At 67.6% G+C, this 19,185-nt stretch carries 20 protein-coding genes; 14 read left to right on the top strand and 6 right to left on the bottom strand.

The window, feature by feature from the left end; all coding sequences use genetic code 11:
* Positions 1–209 precede the first annotated feature (209 nt).
* Positions 210–1,604 carry a PLP-dependent aminotransferase family protein gene (locus tag ACFWO8_RS27525; RefSeq protein WP_378965807.1) on the bottom strand — a complete coding sequence of 465 codons (1,395 nt, stop codon included), beginning with the start codon at positions 1,602–1,604 and terminating at the stop codon, positions 210–212.
* A 123-nt stretch (positions 1,605–1,727) separates the two neighbouring features.
* Between ACFWO8_RS27525 and ACFWO8_RS27520 the strand changes: the two genes are divergently transcribed.
* From ACFWO8_RS27520 to ACFWO8_RS27490, 7 genes are all read left to right on the top strand, one after another.
* Complete coding sequence (locus ACFWO8_RS27520; protein ID WP_378965804.1) at positions 1,728–2,567, top strand: nitrilase-related carbon-nitrogen hydrolase; 840 nt, start codon at positions 1,728–1,730, stop codon at positions 2,565–2,567.
* A complete protein-coding gene (hydA, locus tag ACFWO8_RS27515) occupies positions 2,567–3,985 on the top strand; it encodes a dihydropyrimidinase (protein WP_378965798.1) in 1,419 nt (472 codons plus the stop codon). The genes ACFWO8_RS27520 and hydA overlap by 1 nt, the downstream gene beginning before the upstream one ends.
* Before the next feature lie 27 nt (positions 3,986–4,012).
* Positions 4,013–5,056, top strand: coding sequence for a TIGR03842 family LLM class F420-dependent oxidoreductase (locus ACFWO8_RS27510; protein ID WP_378965793.1), 1,044 nt, complete (start codon positions 4,013–4,015; stop codon positions 5,054–5,056).
* A gap of 103 nt (positions 5,057–5,159) precedes the next feature.
* Complete coding sequence (locus tag ACFWO8_RS27505; protein ID WP_378965788.1) at positions 5,160–6,101, top strand: ABC transporter permease; 942 nt, start codon at positions 5,160–5,162, stop codon at positions 6,099–6,101.
* Between the two features lie 50 nt (positions 6,102–6,151).
* Complete coding sequence (locus ACFWO8_RS27500; RefSeq protein WP_378965784.1) at positions 6,152–6,991, top strand: ABC transporter ATP-binding protein; 840 nt, start codon at positions 6,152–6,154, stop codon at positions 6,989–6,991.
* Positions 6,988–7,752 carry an ABC transporter permease gene (locus ACFWO8_RS27495; RefSeq protein ID WP_378965783.1) on the top strand — a complete coding sequence of 255 codons (765 nt, stop codon included), beginning with the start codon at positions 6,988–6,990 and terminating at the stop codon, positions 7,750–7,752. The genes ACFWO8_RS27500 and ACFWO8_RS27495 overlap by 4 nt, the downstream gene beginning before the upstream one ends.
* Before the next feature lie 13 nt (positions 7,753–7,765).
* Positions 7,766–8,908 carry an ABC transporter substrate-binding protein gene (locus ACFWO8_RS27490; RefSeq protein WP_378965781.1) on the top strand — a complete coding sequence of 381 codons (1,143 nt, stop codon included), beginning with the start codon at positions 7,766–7,768 and terminating at the stop codon, positions 8,906–8,908.
* Between the two features lie 51 nt (positions 8,909–8,959).
* Here ACFWO8_RS27490 and ACFWO8_RS27485 read toward each other — a convergent pair whose 3' ends face one another.
* Positions 8,960–9,463, bottom strand: a complete 504-nt coding sequence (locus ACFWO8_RS27485) for a nitroreductase/quinone reductase family protein (protein WP_378965776.1) — start codon at positions 9,461–9,463, stop codon at positions 8,960–8,962.
* A 57-nt stretch (positions 9,464–9,520) separates the two neighbouring features.
* Here ACFWO8_RS27485 and ACFWO8_RS27480 point away from each other — a divergent pair, with 57 nt between their 5' ends.
* Complete coding sequence (locus ACFWO8_RS27480) at positions 9,521–9,889, top strand: arsenate reductase family protein (RefSeq protein WP_378965766.1); 369 nt, start codon at positions 9,521–9,523, stop codon at positions 9,887–9,889.
* 24 nt (positions 9,890–9,913) lie between these two features.
* Here ACFWO8_RS27480 and ACFWO8_RS27475 read toward each other — a convergent pair whose 3' ends face one another.
* From ACFWO8_RS27475 to ACFWO8_RS27465, 3 genes are all read right to left on the bottom strand, one after another.
* Complete coding sequence (locus tag ACFWO8_RS27475; protein WP_378965761.1) at positions 9,914–10,465, bottom strand: NUDIX domain-containing protein; 552 nt, start codon at positions 10,463–10,465, stop codon at positions 9,914–9,916.
* Between the two features lie 113 nt (positions 10,466–10,578).
* The gene (gene yidC, locus ACFWO8_RS27470; protein ID WP_378965757.1) at positions 10,579–11,463 is read right to left on the bottom strand and encodes a membrane protein insertase YidC; all 885 of its coding nucleotides are present in this window, start codon (positions 11,461–11,463) and stop codon (positions 10,579–10,581) included.
* 94 nt (positions 11,464–11,557) lie between these two features.
* Positions 11,558–11,857 (bottom strand): DUF6412 domain-containing protein, encoded by a 300-nt coding sequence (locus ACFWO8_RS27465; protein WP_378965754.1) that lies wholly within the window; start codon positions 11,855–11,857, stop codon positions 11,558–11,560.
* Positions 11,858–11,995: 138 nt separating this feature from the next.
* On the opposite strand from ACFWO8_RS27465, the gene ACFWO8_RS27460 reads away from it, so the two are divergent.
* Positions 11,996–12,721 (top strand): TetR/AcrR family transcriptional regulator, encoded by a 726-nt coding sequence (locus ACFWO8_RS27460; RefSeq protein ID WP_378965751.1) that lies wholly within the window; start codon positions 11,996–11,998, stop codon positions 12,719–12,721.
* Between the two features lies 1 nt (position 12,722).
* On the opposite strand, the gene ACFWO8_RS27455 is transcribed toward ACFWO8_RS27460, so the two are convergent.
* Entirely contained in the window at positions 12,723–13,904 is a 1,182-nt protein-coding gene (locus ACFWO8_RS27455; protein WP_378965747.1) for a DUF418 domain-containing protein, read from the bottom strand.
* 148 nt (positions 13,905–14,052) lie between these two features.
* Here ACFWO8_RS27455 and dop point away from each other — a divergent pair, with 148 nt between their 5' ends.
* The 5 genes from dop to pafA all read left to right on the top strand — a co-directional run bounded on the left by dop (position 14,053) and on the right by pafA (position 19,006).
* Complete coding sequence (gene dop, locus ACFWO8_RS27450; protein WP_378965741.1) at positions 14,053–15,552, top strand: depupylase/deamidase Dop; 1,500 nt, start codon at positions 14,053–14,055, stop codon at positions 15,550–15,552.
* Between the two features lie 119 nt (positions 15,553–15,671).
* Complete coding sequence (locus ACFWO8_RS27445) at positions 15,672–15,866, top strand: ubiquitin-like protein Pup (protein WP_019047503.1); 195 nt, start codon at positions 15,672–15,674, stop codon at positions 15,864–15,866.
* 65 nt (positions 15,867–15,931) lie between these two features.
* Positions 15,932–16,708: a proteasome subunit beta gene (prcB, locus tag ACFWO8_RS27440; protein WP_378965728.1), complete on the top strand. Its 777-nt coding sequence runs from the start codon at positions 15,932–15,934 to the stop codon at positions 16,706–16,708.
* On the top strand, positions 16,705–17,481 hold the full coding sequence (gene prcA, locus ACFWO8_RS27435) for a proteasome subunit alpha (RefSeq protein WP_378965723.1): 777 nt from the start codon (positions 16,705–16,707) through the stop codon (positions 17,479–17,481). Before prcB ends, prcA begins: the two co-directional genes overlap by 4 nt.
* A gap of 166 nt (positions 17,482–17,647) precedes the next feature.
* Positions 17,648–19,006, top strand: coding sequence for a Pup--protein ligase (gene pafA, locus ACFWO8_RS27430; RefSeq protein ID WP_194824832.1), 1,359 nt, complete (start codon positions 17,648–17,650; stop codon positions 19,004–19,006).
* The last annotated feature ends 179 nt before the right edge of the window (positions 19,007–19,185 follow it).

Genomic DNA, 19,185 nt, shown 5'->3' with positions numbered 1-19,185 from the left:
GCTGCCTTTCCGCGGGAGGGATTCCTCATTCTGCCGCATCGGCCCAGGCCGGCGTCATCTAGGGCACGCCTTCCAGGCGCTCTTTCATCGAGGAGGCGCGACGGCCGCAGATCATCGCGCAAGTCGTCACGCAGCTGTTCGTCTCGAGCTCCGCGAGGACGATGCCGGCCGCGGGACGACGGCGGCCACGAAAGTCTTGTGGCTACGGGTCAGGATCGGCGGATGCGCCGGTAGGTCGGGGTGGCGGTGGCCGCGGCGGCGAGTTCGGCTGCGAGCCAAGCGATGTCGGTGTCGCCGAGGGCGCCCAGCGTGAGACGCAGATGGTCGCCGGCGGGCCGCTCGCCCGCCTCGAACGGGCCGCCCGGCGCGGCCTTGATGCCCGCGGCGGCGAGGCTGATCGTGGCGGCGTTCTCGTCGGAGACGGGAAGCCAGAGGTTGATGCCGTCGCCCGCGGCCACGATGACATCGTGCCGGGCGAGCGCATGGCGCAGCACGGTAGCGCGCCTGCGGTATTCGATGCGCGCGCTCGCGACGGTGGCGCGGGCACCGGCATCGTGGAGCATCGTCAGCAGCACGCGCTGCAGTAGCCGGCTGGACCATCCCGGCCCGAGCATCCGGCGTTCGACCACCGGATCGAGCAGTGCCGCGGGCCCACCCGCGACGGCCAACCGCAGATCGGCACCGTGGGACTTGGAGTAGGAGCGGATGTAGACACCGCGAGCGGGGAAGTGCGCGGCGAGCGAGCGCAGCGGAGTGGTGGCGATGCCGGCGGAGTGGTCGTCCTCGATGATCAGTGCGGGGTGCGGGCGGAGTAGAGCGGCCAGCTCGCGGACCCTGGCGGCGCCGAGGGAGGCGCCGGTCGGGTTGTTGGCGCGCGGCTGCAGGATCACCGCGCGTGGCGCCGGTCCGTCGAAGGCGCGCGCGAATTCCGCTGGCCGGAAACCGGATTCGTCGAGGCGGACGGCCACCGGGCGCGCGCCGAGGCGGGCGAGCAGATCGAGAAACGGTGGGAAGCACGGGTCTTCGACGATCACCGGATCGCCGAAGCGCACGTGGGCGGCGAGCAGCCGGTCCACCGCGTCGAGGGCGCCGTCGAGGACGGTCAGCCGTTCGCACGGCCACGGCCAGTCGGCGCGCAACGTCTCGGCGAGTGCGGGCAGCACCGCCTCGCCGAGATAGTGGGCAGAGAGATCGCCCGGCGCGGTATCGCGCGAGAGCGCGTGCAATGCGGCAGCGAGATCGGGCAGTAGCGCCGGATCGGGGGTGCCACGGGACAGGTCGACGCGAAAAGCGTTGTCGGAGTGCGAGTGCAGGCGCTGATACCGGCCGATCGGCGCCTCCTGCTGCTCCCCGACGAAGGTGCCCGCCCGTCCGCGCGCGGTGATCGCGCCGGTCGCGGCCAGCGCCCGCCACGCCTGGCTGACGGTGGCGGGGGAGACCCGGAGTTCGCGGGCCACCTCGCGCACGGTGGGCAGCCGAGTGCCCGGCGCCAGTGCTCCCGAGCGGATGCGGCGGCCGATAGCGGCGGCGATGCCGGCGGCTGTTCGTTCGTCGAGGTCCCCGGCGAAGTCCGCGGGCAGTGCGGTCGGCGAGGCTTCGGTCATTGGCCCATTCTGCGCCGGTCGTGCGCGGCCGATCGGAGGGCGCCGCCAAGGTTTACGGCACCGAAACTGTTTCCGCACTCTTGTAACACAACGGAATCAGTTGTAGGTGCAGTATAACAAAGCATGGGAATCGTCAGAGCGGCGCTCGTCCAGACCAGCTGGACCGGTGACAAAGAATCAATGATCAAAGTTCACGAGGACTACGCACGGGAGGCGGCGGCGCAGGGCGCGCAGGTGATCTGCTTCCAGGAGTTGTTCTACGGCCCGTATTTCTGCCAGCTACAGGACGCCAAGTTCTACGAGTACGCCGAATCGGTACCGGGTCCGACGACCGAGCGATTCGCCGCACTGGCCGCCGAGCTGAACCTGGTGATCGTGGCGCCGGTGTACGAGCGCGAGATGGACGGCCTGCTCTACAACACGGCGGCGGTGATCGACGCCGATGGTTCCTACCTGGGTAAATACCGCAAACACCACATCCCGCAGGTGACCGGATTCTGGGAGAAGTTCTACTTCAGACCCGGCAATCTCGGTTGGCCGGTATTCGACACCGCGGTCGGCAAGGTGGGCGTCTATATCTGCTACGACCGGCATTTCCCGGAGGGCTGGCGCGCGCTCGGCCTCGCGGGCGCGGAAATCGTGTTCAATCCGTCGGCGACGTCGAGGGGGCTTTCCAGTTATCTGTGGAAACTCGAGCAGCCCGCCTCGGCGGTGGCCAACGAGTATTACGTCGGCGCGATCAACCGGGTCGGTATCGAGAGCGAATACGGCGACGACGACTTCTACGGTACGAGCTATTTCGTCGATCCCGAGGGGAAGTTCGTCGGCGAGGTCGCCTCCGATACCTCGCCGGAATTGGTTGTTCGTGATCTTGATATGGATCTGATCAAAACCGTGCGTGAGCGATGGGCGTTCTATCGCGACCGTCGCCCGGATGCCTACGGACCGTTGGTGACCCCCTGATGCGTACCTTCATCCACGGCGGGACGGTGGTGAGCGCCACCGGGTCCCAGCTCCTCGACGTGCTGATCGAGAACGAGACGATTGTCGCTGTCCTGCAACCGGGTTCGACCGCGCTCGGGGCCGATCTGGCCGCCGACGCCGATACCGTGATCGACGCGACCGGCAAGTACGTGATCCCCGGCGGCGTCGACGGGCACACGCACATGCAGCTGCCGTTCGGCGGTACCGAGGCCAGCGACACCTTCGAAACCGGAACAAGGGCCGCGGCCTGGGGCGGCACGACCACGATCGTCGACTTCGCCGTGCAGAAACCGGGCCAGCGGGTGCAGGACACCCTCGCCGAATGGCACGCCAAGGCGGCCGGTCTGTGCGCGATCGACTACGGGTTCCACCAGATCATCGGCGATGTCAACGACGAATCCCTCAAGGGGATGAGCGAACTCGTCAGCGAGGGTGTCACCAGCTTCAAACTGTTCATGGCCTATCCGGGTGTCTTCTACTCCGACGACGGCCAGATCCTGCGTGCCATGCAGTCGGCGGGCGACCTCGGCGCGCTGATGATGATGCACGCGGAGAACGGCATCGCCATCGACGTCCTCGTCGAACAGGCCCTCGCGCGCGGCGACACCTCGCCCTACTTCCACGGCACCAGCCGCCCGTGGCAGATGGAAGCCGAGGCCACCCATCGCGCGATCATGTTGGCGCAGTTGACCGGTGCTCCGCTGTATGTGGTGCACGTCTCGGCCAAACAGGCGATGGAACAGATCGTGACGGCACGCGACAACGGGCGCAACGTCTTCGCCGAAACATGTCCGCAGTACCTGTACCTCTCGCTCGAAGAGCAGTTGGGCGCACCGGGTTTCGAGGGTGCCAAGTGGGTCTGCTCGACGCCGCTGCGCTCGCGCGCCGAGGGCCATCAGGACGAGTTGTGGCGCTACATCCGCACCGGTGATGTCACCGCGGTGAGCACCGACCACTGCCCGTTCTGCATGAAGGACCAGAAAGAGCTCGGCGTGGGCGATTTCAGCAAGATCCCGAACGGGATCGGCGGTGTCGAGCACCGGATGGACCTGCTGTTCCAGGGCGTCAAGGACGGGCGGATCTCCCTCGAACGGTGGGTCGAGGTCTGCTGCACCAACCCGGCCCGGATGTTCGGCATGTACCCGCGCAAGGGCGTGATCAGTCCGGGTGCCGATGCCGATGTCGTGATCTACGACCCCAACGGGCACACCAGCATCGGCCTCGGCAAGACCCACCACATGAACATGGACCATTCCGCGTGGGAGGGCTTCGAGATCGACGGACATGTCGACACGGTCCTGTCCCGCGGCCGGGTGATCGTCGACGACGGCGTCTACCACGGTCGCGCCGGGCACGGGCGGTTCGTCCGCCGCGGCCTGTCACAGAACCTTCTGTAGCACCTATCGCCGAAACGGAGAGTGCCGATGGACATCGGTGTCGTCCTGCAGTGCACACCACCCGCGTCGCGGGTGATCGAACTGGCCAGAGTGGCCGAGACCCACGGGTTCTCGCATGTGTGGACCTTCGACTCGCACCTGCTCTGGCAGGAGCCCTACGTGATCTACAGCCAGATCCTGGCCGCCACCCGCAAGGTGATCGTGGGCCCCATGGTCACCAACCCGGCCACCCGGGACCAGACGGTGACCGCGTCCACCTTCGCCACGCTCAACGACATGTTCGGCAACCGCACGATCTGCGGCATCGGTCGCGGCGACTCGGCGATCCGCACCCTTGGCGGCAAGCCGACGACGCTGGCGACGCTGCGCGAATCGGTCGAGGTGATCAGGGAACTCGGCAACGGCCGCAGTGCCCGGATCGGCGACACCGAAGTGCGCTTTCCGTGGGCCGCCGACTCGCGGCTCGAGGTGTGGGTGGCCGGGTACGGGCCGAAGGCACTCGAATTGACCGGGCAGGTCGCCGACGGGTTCATCCTGCAACTCGCCGACCCCGACATCACCGCCTGGACCATCGCCAAGGTGCGTGCGGCGGCCGAGGCGGCGGGCCGTGATCCGCTCTCGGTGAAGATCTGTGTCGCCGCGCCCGCCTACGTGACCGACGGGTCGGCAGCCGCGTTGGCGCACGCTCGCGACCAATGCCGCTGGTTCGGCGGCATGGTCGGTAATCATGTCTCCGACCTCGTCGCGAAATACGGTGCGGGCGGCGATGTTCCGGCGGCGTTGACCGACTACATCGCGGGCAGGCAGGGCTACGACTACAACCAGCACGGACGAGCGGGCAATACGCACGCCGACTTCGTGCCCGACGAGATCGTCGACCGGTTCTGCCTGATCGGCACCCCCGACCAGCAGCTCGCCCGGTTGTGGGAGCTCGAGCAGCTCGGCGTCGGCCAATTCGCGGTGTATCTGCAGCACGACGCCAAGACCGCCACGCTCGAGGCCTATGGCGAGCAGATTCTGCCGCGGCTGAATCAGCAGGTCACCGCGACGCGAGCGGCTGGTCTGTCATGACCGCCGAGCTCGCGCTGGTAGGGGCTTCGAACACCGGCGCGCACAGTATCGCCGCGACGCTCGCCGGGCAACGGCGAGTGGACCGCAGGGTGGGAGTGCGTCGGTGACTACGGCAACCATCGATCCGGCGACAGTTGTTGTCCCACAGAAGATCCGAGCCGCCACACCCGGTCGGACCCGGTTGCTGCGCGCGGTCTACGCGGTGAGCGCGTTCGTGCTCGTGGCGGCGATCTGGGAGCTGGTGAAGGTACTGGTGCCCGCCGACGGCGTGAGCGTCGCGGGCACCCGAATACTTCCCCGCACCAGCGACGGCGCGCTCCCCCATGTCTGGGCAGTGTTTACCGTGCTCGGCGATGCGGACGGCAAGGGCACCGTCGGTGAAACACTGCTGCGCACCGGGGTGTTCACCTTGGGTCTGTCGTTGCTCGCGCTGCTACTCGGCGCCGTGGTCGGTGTGGCACTGGCGGTCGCGATGCAGCGGTTCGGCTGGCTCGAACGCGGGCTGCTGCCGTATGTGGTGCTCTCGCAGACAGTTCCGCTGATCGCGCTCGCCCCGCTGGTGGCGGCATGGGGCGGCAAACTGTCCATCGGCGGTGAGCCGTGGCGGCCGTGGATGAGCATCGTCGTGATCGCGGCCTATCTAGCCTTCTTTCCCATCGCCATCGGGATGCTGCGCGGATTGCAGACTCCGTCGGCGGCCTCGGTCGAGTTGATGCGTAGCTGCTCGGCCGGATGGTGGGCGACGTTGACACGCTTGCGGTTTCCCGCCGCGGTTCCCTCGCTGATTCCCGCGCTGCGGCTGGCCGCCGCGGCTGCGGTGATCGGTGCGGTCGTCGCCGAGATCTCCACCGGCACGGCGGGCGGGATCGGGCGACAGATCATCGTGTTCTCCCAGCAGGCCACCGGCGATTCGGCCCGGCTGTACGCCGCTGTCCTCGCCGCCGCGCTGCTCGGCGTCGTCCTCACCGCGCTGGTCGGTCTGGTGGAGCTGGCACTGCGCCGTTACAGCCACCCGCCCGGCACCGGCACATCGAGCGAGGGCTGATGAGCGCCGTCGAAACACTCTCCACGACAACGTTTCAGGAAGAAGTACCCATGACCACCTCAGTCACCGAACCCGGCAGTCCGGTGTCGTCGGCCTCGGCAGCGGTAGAGCTGAGCCACGTAGGCAAGACGTTCGCCGCCGGTGCGGTGACAGCGCTGTCGGATGTCTCGCTCACGGTCGACGCGGGCGAATTCGTCTCGCTCATCGGACCTTCGGGCTGTGGCAAGTCCACCCTGCTGCGGATCGTCGCCGATCTCGAGACGCCGAGCAGCGGCACTGCCCGCGTGCACGGCAAGCCCGCGCGTCAGGCGCGGGTCGACCAGGACTACGGCATCGCGTTCCAGCAAGCCGGACTGCTCGAATGGCGCACTGTCGCGGCCAATGTCGAACTGCCCCTGGAGTTGCACAAGGTGCCCAAGGCGCAGCGCAAGGCACGCAGTGCCGAACTGCTCGCCATGGCGGGGCTCAGCGAGTTCGCCGACCGCTATCCGGCCGAACTGTCCGGCGGCATGCAGCAACGCGTCGCCATCGCCCGTGCGCTGGCCCGTAAACCGTCGCTGCTGCTGATGGACGAACCGTTCGGTGCGCTCGACGAGATGACCAGAGAACGCATGCAGGGCGAATTGCTGCGCATCGCGGGGGAGACCGGCGCCGCCGTCGTATTCGTCACCCACTCGATTCCCGAGGCGGTGTACCTGTCGGACCGGGTGGTGGTGCTGTCCGCACGACCCGGCCGGATCAGCGACATCGTGGCGACCGGTGGTTGGGATCGCGAGGCGGGCACCGATGTTCGGGCTTCCCCGGAGTTCTTCGCCGCCGTCGCCGCGGTGCGCGCGGCGCTACGGGGCGAGCACGACGACACCGCCGTGGCCGGCCGGGATCTGCGATGAAAACGTGGCTGCCGCCGGTGCTGGTCGGTGTCGTGGTCCTCGCGCTGTGGCAGGTGCTCACCGTGGTGGCGGGCGTGCCCTCGTTCCTGCTGCCTGCACCCAGCGCGATCGCCACCCAGTTCGGCGAGAACGCGGGCCGGATCCTGGATGCCTCCCTCGCCACGGGCACGAACGCGCTGATCGGGTTCGTCGCGGGGACGGTGCTCGGCGTGGTCGCCGCCGTGCTCGCGGTGCGGTTCGCGCTGATCGACGGGTTGCTCACCCCGTTGGCCGCGGCCGCCGCCGCGGTGCCGATCGTGGCGCTGGCACCGCTGCTGAACTCGATGTACTCGACGACCACCGAGACGCCGCGACGGCTCGTCGTCACCATCGTCGTGTTCTTCCCGGTCTTCGTCAGCACCGCACGGGGGTTGCGTCAGGTGCCCAAGGTGCAGGCCGACCTGATGACCTCCTACGCCGCGTCGGGCTGGCAGATCACCCGCACCGTGCGCCTGCCCGCCGCGCTGCCGCACCTGTTCACGGGTTTGCGGATCGCCGCGCCCGGCGCGGTGATCGCGGCCATCATCGCCGAATACTTCGGCGGCCTGCAGAACGGACTCGGTAGCCGGATCACCTCCGCCGCGGCCAATACCGCCTATCCGCGGGCCTGGGCCTATGTCGTCGGCGCGATGTGCGTCGGACTCGTTTTCCTGGCCGCCGTCCTGCTGCTCGAACAACTCACCCGCCGACCCCGAACCCCGCTGCTGTCCACGATCCGATGAGGGAGATCCATCCATGAGCAAGACTGCACTCCGGCTGCGCACCGCGGTGGCGCTGGCCGCCGTAGCCGCCGCCGCGCTGACCGGCTGTAGTACCACCGACAGTGACTCCGAGACCACCGCCGACGGCCTCACCAAGGTGACCTTGCAGCTGCAATGGTTCAAGCAGGGGCAGTTCGCGGGCTACCTGGCCGCCGTGGACCAGGGGTTCTACAAGGAACAGGGCCTGTCGGTCGAAATCCTCGACGGTGGCACCGACATCGTCCCGCAGACCGTGCTCGCCCAGGGCCAGGCCGACTACGCGGTCGCGTGGGTGCCCAAGGCCCTCGCCTCGCGCGAGGCAGGCGCCGGGATCACCGAGATCGCGCAGATCTTCCAGAGATCGGGCACCAAGCAGGTGTCGTTCAAGGCCGACAATATCGCCGGGCCCGCCGCGCTCCGCGGCAAGACTGTCGGAAACTGGGGCTACGGCAACGAATTCGAGCTCTTCGCCGGGATGACGAAGGCCGGTATCGACCCGGCCAAGGACGTGAAACTGGTCCAGCAGCAGTTCGACATGAACGCCTTCCTCGCCAAGGACATCGCCGCCGCCCAGGCAATGTCCTACAACGAGTACGCCCAGCTGCTCGAAACGAAGAACCCGGCGACCGGAAAGCTCTACACCGCAGACGATTTCAGCACCATCGACTGGAACGACGAAGGTGTGGCCATGCTGCAGGACGCCCTGTGGGCCAACACCGAGAAGCTGAAGGACAGCAAGTACCAGGATCAAACGGTGAAGTTCCTGACCGCCTCGCTCAAAGGCTGGGCATTCTGCCGTGACAATCTCGACAAGTGCCGCGACATCACCGTCGCCGCAGGCGCCACCCTCGGCGCGGGACACCAGCAGTGGCAGATCAACGAGGTGAACAAGCTGATCTGGCCCTCACCCGCCGGCATCGGCACCATCGACAAGACGGCGTGGGATCGCACGGTGTCGATCGCCAAGAACACCAAGAACGCCGAGGGCGCGACGGTTCTCACCAAGGACCCCGACGCCGACGCCTACACCACCGAGTACGTCACCAAGGCTCTCGACCAGTTGAAAGCCGCGGGCGTCGACGTCACGGGTGCGAGCTACCAGCCCGCGCAGGTCACCCCGACCGAGGGCGGTAAGTAACAGCTCACACACGACGGTCCATCGGGATGCCGATGGGCCGTCGGCGTGTGCTCAGCGCGGGGTCAGCCCGATGACGACGCCGCCCTGCTGCCAGGTCTGGTAGATATCGGCCTTGGACGGTTCGCCGTCGGCGAGGTAACCGATGCCGTTGAATTTCGCGTTCTGCTTGTTGTCCCGTGCGATCACCGCGAACAGCTCGATGACGTCCTGCTCGTCGGTGTACACCGTGGCGGTGAACGTTTCGGGCGCGCTGCCACGCGACACCCGCACCTGCGCGCCGCCCTGCAGATTCTTCACCCAAGGGCGCAGCGCGGTGCCGATCAGCAAGGCGCCGTCGTGCACGGTGTAGGCCACCGGGACGTCGTAGACCACGCCGGATTTGCGGCCGACGACGTGCAGGGTGGCGAGATGTTTGCCGACGATGCCGGACAGGAACGGCACCTTCAGCAGGCTGCGGATGAGGGTATTGACCTTGGCCTGATAGGAGCGGATCGGTTCCGGCCCGGTGGTGGTCGGTGTGCCGTAAGGATTCTCGGGGGATGCGGTGTCGCTCATGGTTCAAGTATCGCCACGTGCGCTGGTGCCCGCACGGCACGTGACTACGCTGCCGATATGACATCTGGGCAGACCGAGATCTGGCACAACCCGCGCTGCACGAAGAGCCGCAACGCCACCGCGCACCTCGACGAGACCGGCGTGGAGTACACCGTGCGCCGTTACCTCGACGATCCGCCGACGGTCGAGGAGTTGCGGGCGGTGCTGGCGCGTCTCGGTGCCGAGCCGTGGGACATCACCCGCACCGGCGAGCAGATCGCCAAGGATCTCGGGATGGCCGGGTGGGGTCGTGCCGAGACGGATCGGGAGCAGTGGCTGGCCGCGCTGGCACAGCATCCGAAGCTGATCCAGCGGCCGATCGTGCTCACCGCCGACGGTGGCGCGGTGGTGGCCCGCGACGAGGAATCGCTGCGCAGCCTGGACTGATCGCGGCGGTTGTTCGACGCTGAGTCAGGGTCGGCGGCCGTCGGCTCCGGTGAGCAGGCCGTCCAGGACGACCCGGGTGTCGGGAACGAAGGGCCACGCCGGATCACGCAGGTGCGCACGCAGTTCGGCATCGGTCCACCACCAGCCGTCCGCGATCTCGGACGGCTGGTGGACGATCGGACCGTCGCAGCGGTACTCGTAACCGAACAGGTGGCAGCGCAATGCGCGGCCGTCCCAGTCGCCGTCCCAGGATGCGGTGGCGCGCAACGGAAGTACCGTGCCTGCGGGGACAACGATGCCGAGTTCCTCGCGGAGTTCGCGGATCGCGGTGTCGGACGGGTCCTCGCCCGCGTCGACCACGCCGCCCGCCAGGCAGTCGTGCATGCCGGCGAAGACGAGTTTGCTGTCGGTGCGCCGATGGACGTACACCCGATTGCCATCGGCCGACCGCACCAGCACACCCGCGCTGGCATGCCACAGTCCCTCGCGATAGACGGTGCCTCGATCGGCCTCGCCGATCACCAGCCCCGCGGCATCGTAGACGGCGAGCAGTTCGGCCTCCGGATTCGCTGACACCGCCCGAGGGTAACCGCCGGTGGCGCTGACGGGCGCGTGCCAACCGGCCGCGAGCGTGGGGGCGCAGCACCGGCCCCCACCGACCTGGTCCGGCCCCGCACCCCGGCGCCGATTCACCGTTTCCGGCGCTGTGGCTTCACCCCCGGTCGCGGTGCGGAGGCTCGGGCCGCCGTGGTGACCAGCGCCTTCTGCACGGATTCCTCGGCGGCGAGGGTGCGGTGGATCAGGTATTGCTGCCCGCACGTCCACAGGGCATTGGTGGCGAAATAGGTGAGCACGACGACCGGCAGGATGGCACCGCCGATGAGCGCACCCGCCGGGAACACCCACAGCGACAGGTTGCGCATGATCGTGGCCGTGCGGTTGTCCCCGACCGCCGGGGTGAGCCGGGCCGTGAAGTGCGTGGCGAGGGCGGCGATCAGCACCAGCGGGATGGCGAGGACGGCGACCGCGACGAAAACCTCGCCCGCGCCGCTGAGGGTCGCCGAGAGTGGTGCGCCGAACAGCCGGGTATCGAGGAACGCGCGGACCTCGGGCGCGCCGAACAGGTAGTTCGCGGTGGCGCTGTTGACCTCGACCGGCAGCGGGGTGTCCGTCGCAGTGAACGGGCCGACCGCGTAGGTGCCGGTTCGGTCGAACGAGCGCAGCACATGGAACAGACCGAGGAAGACGAGTCCCTGGGCGATCAACGGGACGAATCCGGCGAACATGCTGACGTTGTGCTCGCGATGGAGCAGCCGGATCTGCTCGGCCTGGGCGCGCGGGTCGTCGCGGTGGGTGCGGCGAATGGTGTCCATCTGCGGTTGCAGTGAACGCAGGACTTTCTGGGACCGGGCTTGTCGAAGTGCGGTGCGCACGAGTAGCGCGCGGACGGTGACGACCAGCGCGACTACGGCGAGTAGCCACGCGAGACCGCTGGCGGGGCCCAGTGGAATCGCGAAGAGCTGGTGCCAGCACCACAGGACCGCGGACACGGGAAAATAGACGAAATCGAGCATGACGGGACGACCTGTCCGTGCAGCGTGCGCGAACGCACGAAAGGGGGAGTGGGATCACGAATTCCGACAGGCGGCGCCGACGGCGCGGCACCTGTCAGTGGTGATCGATCCCCGGAGCTCGTGGACGTGGACGACCGGCGGCATCCGGATTGCTCTGTCGCAGAAAGGAACCGCGCAATCGGCGCTGTGCCGACCGCGGTGGACCCGCACACGCGACTCGAACCGGCGGCTGACTGCGGCCGGTGACCGCGACCAGCGCGCACACCATCGCGGCGGCGACGGCACCGAACGCGAGCATGCGCGTGGTCTCACCGCCGGGCGTGGAGATGAGCACGAAGGCGGGCAGCACGCACGCGAGAACCGCGTACGCCATCACCATCGCCCGTGCCTGCATGCCACCGAGCATACCGGCGCAGGGAGGTGGCGGTGCGTGCATGCCGAGTTCGGTGAGCATTAGGTGTTACAGCGTGTATCGCACAAATTAGTGGAACGCTGTGTAACAGTCAATATCGACACGGGTATCGTGAGCACTGTGACTGCACCATCCGCGCACGCCGATCAGACCGCCGCCGACGGTCGCGCCACCCGCTGGCACGGCCATAAAGAGCGCCGCCGTGCGGAGATGATCGACGCCGCCATCGAGGTGATCGAGGAGCACGGTCTCGAGATCTCGGTGCAGTTGATCGCCGAGCATCTGGCACTGCCGCGCCCGGTGGTCTACCGCCATGTCGGTGGCCGGGCCGAACTCGACGCGCTGTCGCGGCAGCGGATCCTGGAACTGCTGCTCGCGGAGTTGCTGCCCGCCCTGGAGTCCGACGGCACCCTCAAAGACGCCGTGCGCGGCGCCATCGCCACCTACCTCGGCTGGATCGAACGCCACCCGAACCTGCACCGCTTCCTCGGTGACGCGACACCACAGGGCGCGCCGAGTCTCAGCGGCGCGGGCCGCGCGGTGGGTGGACAGCTCGCCGACATCTTCGCGGCCACCCTGGCCCGGTTCGGTATCGACCCGGCGCGCGGGCGGCCGATGGCGTTCGGCCTGGTCGGTCTCGTCGACGGTGTGGTGGCGAATTGGCGTGCGGATCCGGAGCCGGTGCTCACCACCGAGCAGGTGCAGGGCATTCTGACCGAGTCGGTGCTGTCGCTGTTCGAGGGCAATGCCCGCAGTCTCGGCGTTCCACTGCAACGGGATTCGCTGGTCGCCGACCTGCTCATCGCGCCGGACGCGGCACCGCCGCCCGCTGAGCGACTGCGCTGACTCACCCGGCGAGTGCGCGATAGGTTCGATTCCACAGCCACTCCACCGGTCCGCGCTCGAACCTGCGCAACCACAGGTGGGCGAAGGTGATGATGGCGGCGGCGACGAGCAGGTAGACCGCCACGGTGAACGGCACCCTCGCCGAATCCGATACGCGCGCCGCGAGCCCGAAACCCCACCCGTAGCACAGCATTCCGGCGATCAGGTTCTGCAGGATATAGCAGCTGAGGGCGGTGCGGCCGACTTCGCTCAGTCGTTCGCCCGCGAACCCGATCTGCGGCCTGCGCAGGTAGAACTCGGCGACCGCCGCCAAGATTCCGAGGGCGACGTACGGTGCCGTCCCATACCGCGTGAAGAGGATGAAGTCGCCGCCGCCCGCGATGCCGACCGCCAGATCCAGCGGCGCGGCCACCGCGAACCCGACCACCATGAGCCACCGGCGAATTCGTGCGCCCTCGGGTCCGAAGACGCCCACTCGGAACAGTCGCGCGCCGACCAGGAACAGGGCGATCGACATCGGGAACAGGAAGATCGTCTCCAGCCGGAAGATCAGCGCGTGGTCGAGCCGGAACAGCACCAGATCCCAGAAGGAGCCGTCGGCGTAGGGATTCGGGTCGAGCGGTGCCGAGTCGGCGCTGTCCTGCTGTGGTGCGAAAGCCAACGCGGCCGCGATCAACGTCAACATCGTCACGTGCACCGAGGCCGCGATGATCAGCCAACGCCGTTGTGCTCGTTCGCTTGTCGCGAGAATGTACGCCACGATGAGGCCGGTCAGCGCGTAACCCATCAGGACGTCGAACTCCGCGACGAGTAGAAAGTTCAGTAAGCCGTCCAGGAGCAGTAGTCCCGCGCGGTAGGGGTATTTGCCGGGCCATGGCCGACCTCCCCGCTGCGCCGAACCCTGCTGGATGGCCAGCCCGATCCCGAACATCACCGTCAGCAGGCCGAGGAATTTGCCCTGCGCGAGCTGCTGGAGTACCCGTTCGGACCACATCCAGGCGTTCTCCGGTGTCGCACCGAGCTCGTCGAGGTAGCCGATCATGCCCGCCGAACTGGTGAAGATCCAGATATTGGTACCGAGGGTGCCCAGGATCGCGATGCCGCGCAGCACATCCAGCGCGATCATGCGAGCGGGCCGGGGCGCGGCGGGCGCTTCGGTGGCGGGGGCGACGGCGTCGGTCATGCACCGAGTATCGGCGCGACTACCTGCCCAGCGGATCGCTCGCGAGGACCATTTCGTGGTCCCCCGCTTGGGGGACGTCGCGGACCTCCAGCAGCCCGCTGGGCCGAGATGCGGGTGCGGGTCGGACGCGTCGCCTAGGCTCGTCAGCATGCAGCGCATCATCGGAATCGAGGTCGAATACGGCATCTCGACCCCCACGGAGCCGACGGCCAACCCGATCCTCACCTCCACGCAGGCCGTTCTCGCCTATGCCGCCGCCGCGGGAGTGCCGCGAGCCAAGCGGACCCGGTGGGACTACGAGGTGGAATCCCCGCTGCGTGACGCGCGTGGATTCGACCTGAGCCGGATGAGCGGGCCCGCGCCGGTCATCGACGCCGACGAGGTCGGCGCGGCGAACATGATCCTCACCAACGGCGCCCGGCTCTACGTCGACCACGCTCACCCGGAGTACTCCGCACCCGAGGTCGTCGACCCGCTCGACGCGGTCATCTGGGACAAAGCGGGCGAGCGGGTGATGGAGGCGGCGGCCCGGCATGCCTCGAGCGTGCCAGGAGCGCCCCGGCTGCAGCTGTACAAGAACAATGTCGACGGCAAGGGCGCGTCCTACGGCACCCACGAGAACTACCTGATGAGCCGTGACACCCCGTTCAGTCACATCATCGCGGGCCTGACGCCGTTCTTCGTCTCCCGCCAGGTGATCTGCGGTGCAGGCCGGGTCGGTATCGGCCAGTCCGGTGACCACGCCGGTTTCCAGCTGTCCCAGCGGGCCGACTACATCGAGGTCGAGGTCGGCCTGGAGACCACGCTCAAGCGCGGCATCATCAACACCCGCGACGAGCCGCACGCCGACGCCGACAAATACCGGCGACTACACGTGATCATCGGCGACGCCAATCTCGCCGAGATGTCGACCTATCTCAAGGTCGGCACCACGGCGCTGGTGCTCGACATGATCGAAGGGGGCGAGGACCTCTCGGAGTTCCAGCTGGCCCGCCCGGTCACCGCCGTGCACCAGATCAGCCACGACCCGACGCTGCGCGCCACGGTCGCCCTTGTCGACGGCCGCGAGCTGACCGGCCTTGCGCTGCAACGGCTCTACCATGAGCGGGCGGCCAAGTTCGTCCACCGTGAAGGCAACGACGACCCGCGCGTGCTCGACATCCTCGACAACTGGGCGATGGTCCTCGACCTGCTCGAGCGCGACCCGATGGAAGCCGCGCACCTGCTCGACTGGCCTGCCAAACTGCGCCTGCTCGAGGGCATGCGCACCCGGGAAGGCCTTGGCTGGGCCGCGCCGAAACTGCACCTGATGGACCTGCAGTACTCCGATGTGCGCCTGGACAAGGGGCTCTACAACCGACTGGTCGCGCGCGGGTCGATGAAGCGGCTCGTCAGCGAACAGCAGGTGCTCGACGCGATGACCAATCCGCCCACCGATACCCGCGCCTACTTCCGCGGTGAGTGCCTGCGCCGTTTCGGCGCCGATATCGCCGCCGCCAGTTGGGATTCGGTGATCTTCGATCTCGGCGGTGATTCGCTGGTGCGGATTCCGACGCTGGAACCACGCCGGGGGACGAAAGCGCACGTCGGCAGGCTGCTCGACGCCTCGCGCACGGCCGCGGAACTGGTCGAACAGCTTACCCACTGACGCGATTCGCGGCACGACCGCGCGACAATCCGATCGCTATCGACCACCTTGTCGGATCGGCTCGGTAGGGTTGTAGGACATACACGATCATCGTGATGAGGAAGAGGAGGTCGGCTGCCATGGCACAAGAGCAGACCAAGCGCGCCGGGGGTGGCGACGAGGACGAGGGCCCCGAGGGCGTCGACGCGGCAGGGCAGGAACGCCGCGAGAAGCTCGCGGAGGAAACCGACGACTTGCTCGATGAGATCGATGACGTGCTCGAAGAGAACGCCGAGGACTTCGTGCGGGCATATGTGCAGAAGGGCGGCCAGTGACCCCAGGTGACCCCTTGCGCCTCCACGCGGGGCGGGATCTCTCCTCGTTCACCGAACATCTCCGCATGCACGCACCGGACCTGTTGCCCAGCAACAGGTCCGGCAGCTCGGAGCTGACCGTGTCGGCGGACTTCGCGCCGCACGGCACGACCATCGTCGCGGTCAGCTACCGCGGTGGCGTGCTGATCGCGGGCGACCGACGCGCCACCCAGGGCAATCTCGTTGCGTCCCGGGACATGGAGAAGGTGTACATCACCGATTCCTTCTCCGCGGCCGGCATCGCGGGCACCGCCGGGCTGGCGGTCGAGATGGTGCGACTGTTCGCAGTGGAACTGGAGTACTACGAGAAGATCGAAGGCGTATCGCTGACCTTCGACGGCAAGGCCAACAAGTTGTCGAAGATGGTGCGCGACAACCTGCCGGCGGCGATGCAGGGACTCGCTGTCATCCCGCTGCTCGTCGGTTTCGACGACCAGGTCACCGATCCCGACAAAGCGGGCCGGATCGTGTCCTACGACGTCGTCGGCTCCCGCAGTGAGGAACGGTTCGGCTACACCTCGGTCGGTTCCGGCTCGACCTTCGCTAAATCCTCGCTCAAGAAGCTGTACCGCCACGGCCTCGACCAGGACCGGGCACTGCGGATCGCGGTCGAATCGCTGGTGGACGCCGCCGACGACGACACCGCCACCGGTGGGCCCGACGCACTGCGCGGGATCTTCCCGACGGTGGTATTGATCGACGCCGACGGTGCGGTGGAGGTGTCCGAGGAGCTGCTCGGTTCGATCACCGCGGCTATCGTCGCCGACCGAGAGGCCGCACAGAACGGGGGTGCCGGCGCATGACCTTGCCCTACTACGCGTCCGCCGAGCAGATCATGCGCGACAAGACCGAGCTTGCCCGCAAGGGCATCGGTCGAGGTCGCAGCGTGGTGGTATTGGTGTACGACAAAGGCGTGCTGTTCGTCGCCGAGAACCCCTCGGCGACGCTGCACAAGATCAGCGAGCTCTACGACCGTATCGGGTTCGCCGCGGTCGGTAAGTACAACGAGTTCGAGGCACTGCGCCGCGGCGGCATCCTGCAGGCCGACCTCAAGGGTTACCAGTACGACCGGCGCGATGTCACCGGGCGTGGGCTGGCCAACCTGTACGCGCAGAGCCTGGGTTCGATCTTCACCGATCAGCTCAAGCCCTACGAAGTGGAGCTGTGCGTCGCCGAAGTCGGCTATCCGGAACAGGCGCCGACCTCGGTGCTGTACCGGATCACCTTCGACGGGTCCATCGTCGACGAACGCGAGTACGTCGTCATGGGCGGCACCACCGAGCCGATCCTGACCCAGCTCAAGGCCGCTTACAAGCCGGGTCTGTCGCTGGACGACGCGCTGAAGGTGGCGATCGGCGCGCTGCTGGCCGGTCAGCCCGAGGCCGACAAGGACAAGCGCTCGCTCGGTGAGGCCTCACTCGAGGTGGCCACGCTCGAGCAGCAGCGGCCGCGCCGGGCGTTCCGCAGGCTGCAGGGCCCCGCTCTGGAGTCGGCGCTCGCCGCGTCGAAGCCCACAGCGGCGAAAGCGGTGAAAGAGGCGAAGCTGCCAGAACCCGACGGCGACGCGGGGAAATAACCCCACCGTCACGATCATGATCGGGCCTGCGAATCACACCGGTTCGCAGGCCTGATCTCGTCGTGTGCGCGCCGGTCGTTCGCTGTCCGAATCGTTGTGAACACGTATGCGAATGGGATGTCAGGAGCGCCGCGCGGGCACAGGTCATGGCTGTAGTGTCGATAGTGTGCAGCGACGAATCATGGGGATCGAGACCGAGTTCGGTGTGACATGCACCTTCCACGGTCACCGTCGGCTGTCCCCCGACGAGGTAGCCCGGTACTTGTTCCGCCGGGTGGTGTCCTGGGGCCGTAGCTCCAATGTCTTCCTTCGCAACGGTGCCAGGTTGTACCTCGACGTCGGATCGCATCCCGAGTACGCCACCGCCGAATGCGACAGCCTGGTGCAGTTGGTCACCCACGACCGGGCAGGCGAGCGGGTACTGGAAGACCTGCTCATAGACGCCGAACAGCGCCTCGCCGAAGAAGGCATCGGCGGCGACATCTACCTGTTCAAGAACAACACCGACTCCGCGGGCAACTCCTACGGCTGCCACGAGAACTTCCTCGTGGTCCGGGCGGGCGAGTTCTCCCGGATCTCCGATGTGCTGCTCCCGTTCCTGGTCACCCGCCAGCTCATCTGCGGCGCGGGCAAGGTGCTGCAGACGCCGAAGGCCGCCACGTTCTGCCTGTCGCAGCGCGCCGAGCACATCTGGGAGGGCGTCTCCTCGGCGACCACCCGCTCGCGCCCGATCATCAATACCCGCGACGAACCGCACGCCGACGCCGAGAAGTACCGGCGCCTGCATGTGATCGTCGGCGACTCCAATATGGCCGAGCCGACCACCATGCTCAAGGTGGGAACCGCGTCGCTGGTGCTGGAGATGATCGAGGCGGGGGTGTCGTTCCGCGATTTCGCTCTCGACAACCCGATACGGGCCATTCGCGAGGTCAGCCACGATCTCACCGGTCGTCGCCCCGTGCGCCTGGCCGGCGGACGTCAGGCCAGCGCACTGGAGATCCAGCGCGAGTACTACGCCCGCGCGGTCGAGCACCTGCGCAACCGCGACCGCGATCCGCAGGTCGACGCGGTGGTGGATCTGTGGGGTCGCACCCTCGACGCGGTCGAGGCGCAGGACTTCGCCAAGGTCGACACCGAGATCGACTGGGTGATCAAGCGCAAGCTGTTCCAGCGCTACCAGGACCGCTACAGCATGGAGATGTCGGATCCCAAGATCGCCCAGCTGGATCTGGCCTACCACGACATCAAGCGTGGTCGCGGTGTCTTCGACCTGCTCCAGCGCAAGGGTCTGGCCAAGCGGATCACCGAGGACGACGCCGTCGACGCCGCGGTGGACACCCCGCCGCAGACCACCCGGGCCAAGCTGCGCGGCGACTTCATCACCGCCGCGCAGGAAGCGGGCCGCGATTTCACCGTCGACTGGGTGCACCTCAAGCTGAACGATCAGGCGCAGCGCACGGTGCTGTGCAAGGATCCGTTCCGATCGGTCGACGAACGCGTCGACCGGCTGATCGCCTCGATGTAGGCGAACCCCTCAGACGGGGGGACCGACGACGGAACCGGTGGCGCATGGGAGCGATTGCGTAGGCGCCACCGGTTCTGTTGTGCTGGCTGTGTTTATTGGCGCGCTGGCGCGCGCGTGTCCGCGGCCCCAAGGGGCCGCCGGTTAGCGCTCGAGACTAGAGCCTTCGGCTCAGCGCTTTC

The organism is Nocardia sp. NPDC058480, from assembly GCF_042720495.1.
In the GTDB taxonomy this organism is placed as follows: Bacteria; Actinomycetota; Actinomycetes; order Mycobacteriales; family Mycobacteriaceae; genus Nocardia.
The sequence above is the reverse complement of the archived record's forward strand: the minus strand, read 5'-3'. Positions and strand labels throughout refer to the sequence as shown.

Coding starts and splice junctions, on each gene's coding strand:
- ACFWO8_RS27525 (WP_378965807.1), bottom strand. CDS start 1,604: ATGACCGAAGCCTCGCCGACCGCACTGCCCGCGGACTTCGCCGGGGAC.
- ACFWO8_RS27500 (WP_378965784.1), top strand. CDS start 6,152: ATGACCACCTCAGTCACCGAACCCGGCAGTCCGGTGTCGTCGGCCTCG.
- prcA (WP_378965723.1), top strand. CDS start 16,705: ATGACCTTGCCCTACTACGCGTCCGCCGAGCAGATCATGCGCGACAAG.
- dop (WP_378965741.1), top strand. CDS start 14,053: ATGCAGCGCATCATCGGAATCGAGGTCGAATACGGCATCTCGACCCCC.
- ACFWO8_RS27490 (WP_378965781.1), top strand. CDS start 7,766: ATGAGCAAGACTGCACTCCGGCTGCGCACCGCGGTGGCGCTGGCCGCC.
- ACFWO8_RS27465 (WP_378965754.1), bottom strand. CDS start 11,857: ATGCAGGCACGGGCGATGGTGATGGCGTACGCGGTTCTCGCGTGCGTG.
- ACFWO8_RS27510 (WP_378965793.1), top strand. CDS start 4,013: ATGGACATCGGTGTCGTCCTGCAGTGCACACCACCCGCGTCGCGGGTG.
- ACFWO8_RS27520 (WP_378965804.1), top strand. CDS start 1,728: ATGGGAATCGTCAGAGCGGCGCTCGTCCAGACCAGCTGGACCGGTGAC.
- ACFWO8_RS27485 (WP_378965776.1), bottom strand. CDS start 9,463: ATGAGCGACACCGCATCCCCCGAGAATCCTTACGGCACACCGACCACC.
- ACFWO8_RS27495 (WP_378965783.1), top strand. CDS start 6,988: ATGAAAACGTGGCTGCCGCCGGTGCTGGTCGGTGTCGTGGTCCTCGCG.
- ACFWO8_RS27480 (WP_378965766.1), top strand. CDS start 9,521: ATGACATCTGGGCAGACCGAGATCTGGCACAACCCGCGCTGCACGAAG.
- prcB (WP_378965728.1), top strand. CDS start 15,932: ATGCACGCACCGGACCTGTTGCCCAGCAACAGGTCCGGCAGCTCGGAG.
- ACFWO8_RS27455 (WP_378965747.1), bottom strand. CDS start 13,904: ATGACCGACGCCGTCGCCCCCGCCACCGAAGCGCCCGCCGCGCCCCGG.
- ACFWO8_RS27445 (WP_019047503.1), top strand. CDS start 15,672: ATGGCACAAGAGCAGACCAAGCGCGCCGGGGGTGGCGACGAGGACGAG.
- yidC (WP_378965757.1), bottom strand. CDS start 11,463: ATGCTCGATTTCGTCTATTTTCCCGTGTCCGCGGTCCTGTGGTGCTGG.
- hydA (WP_378965798.1), top strand. CDS start 2,567: ATGCGTACCTTCATCCACGGCGGGACGGTGGTGAGCGCCACCGGGTCC.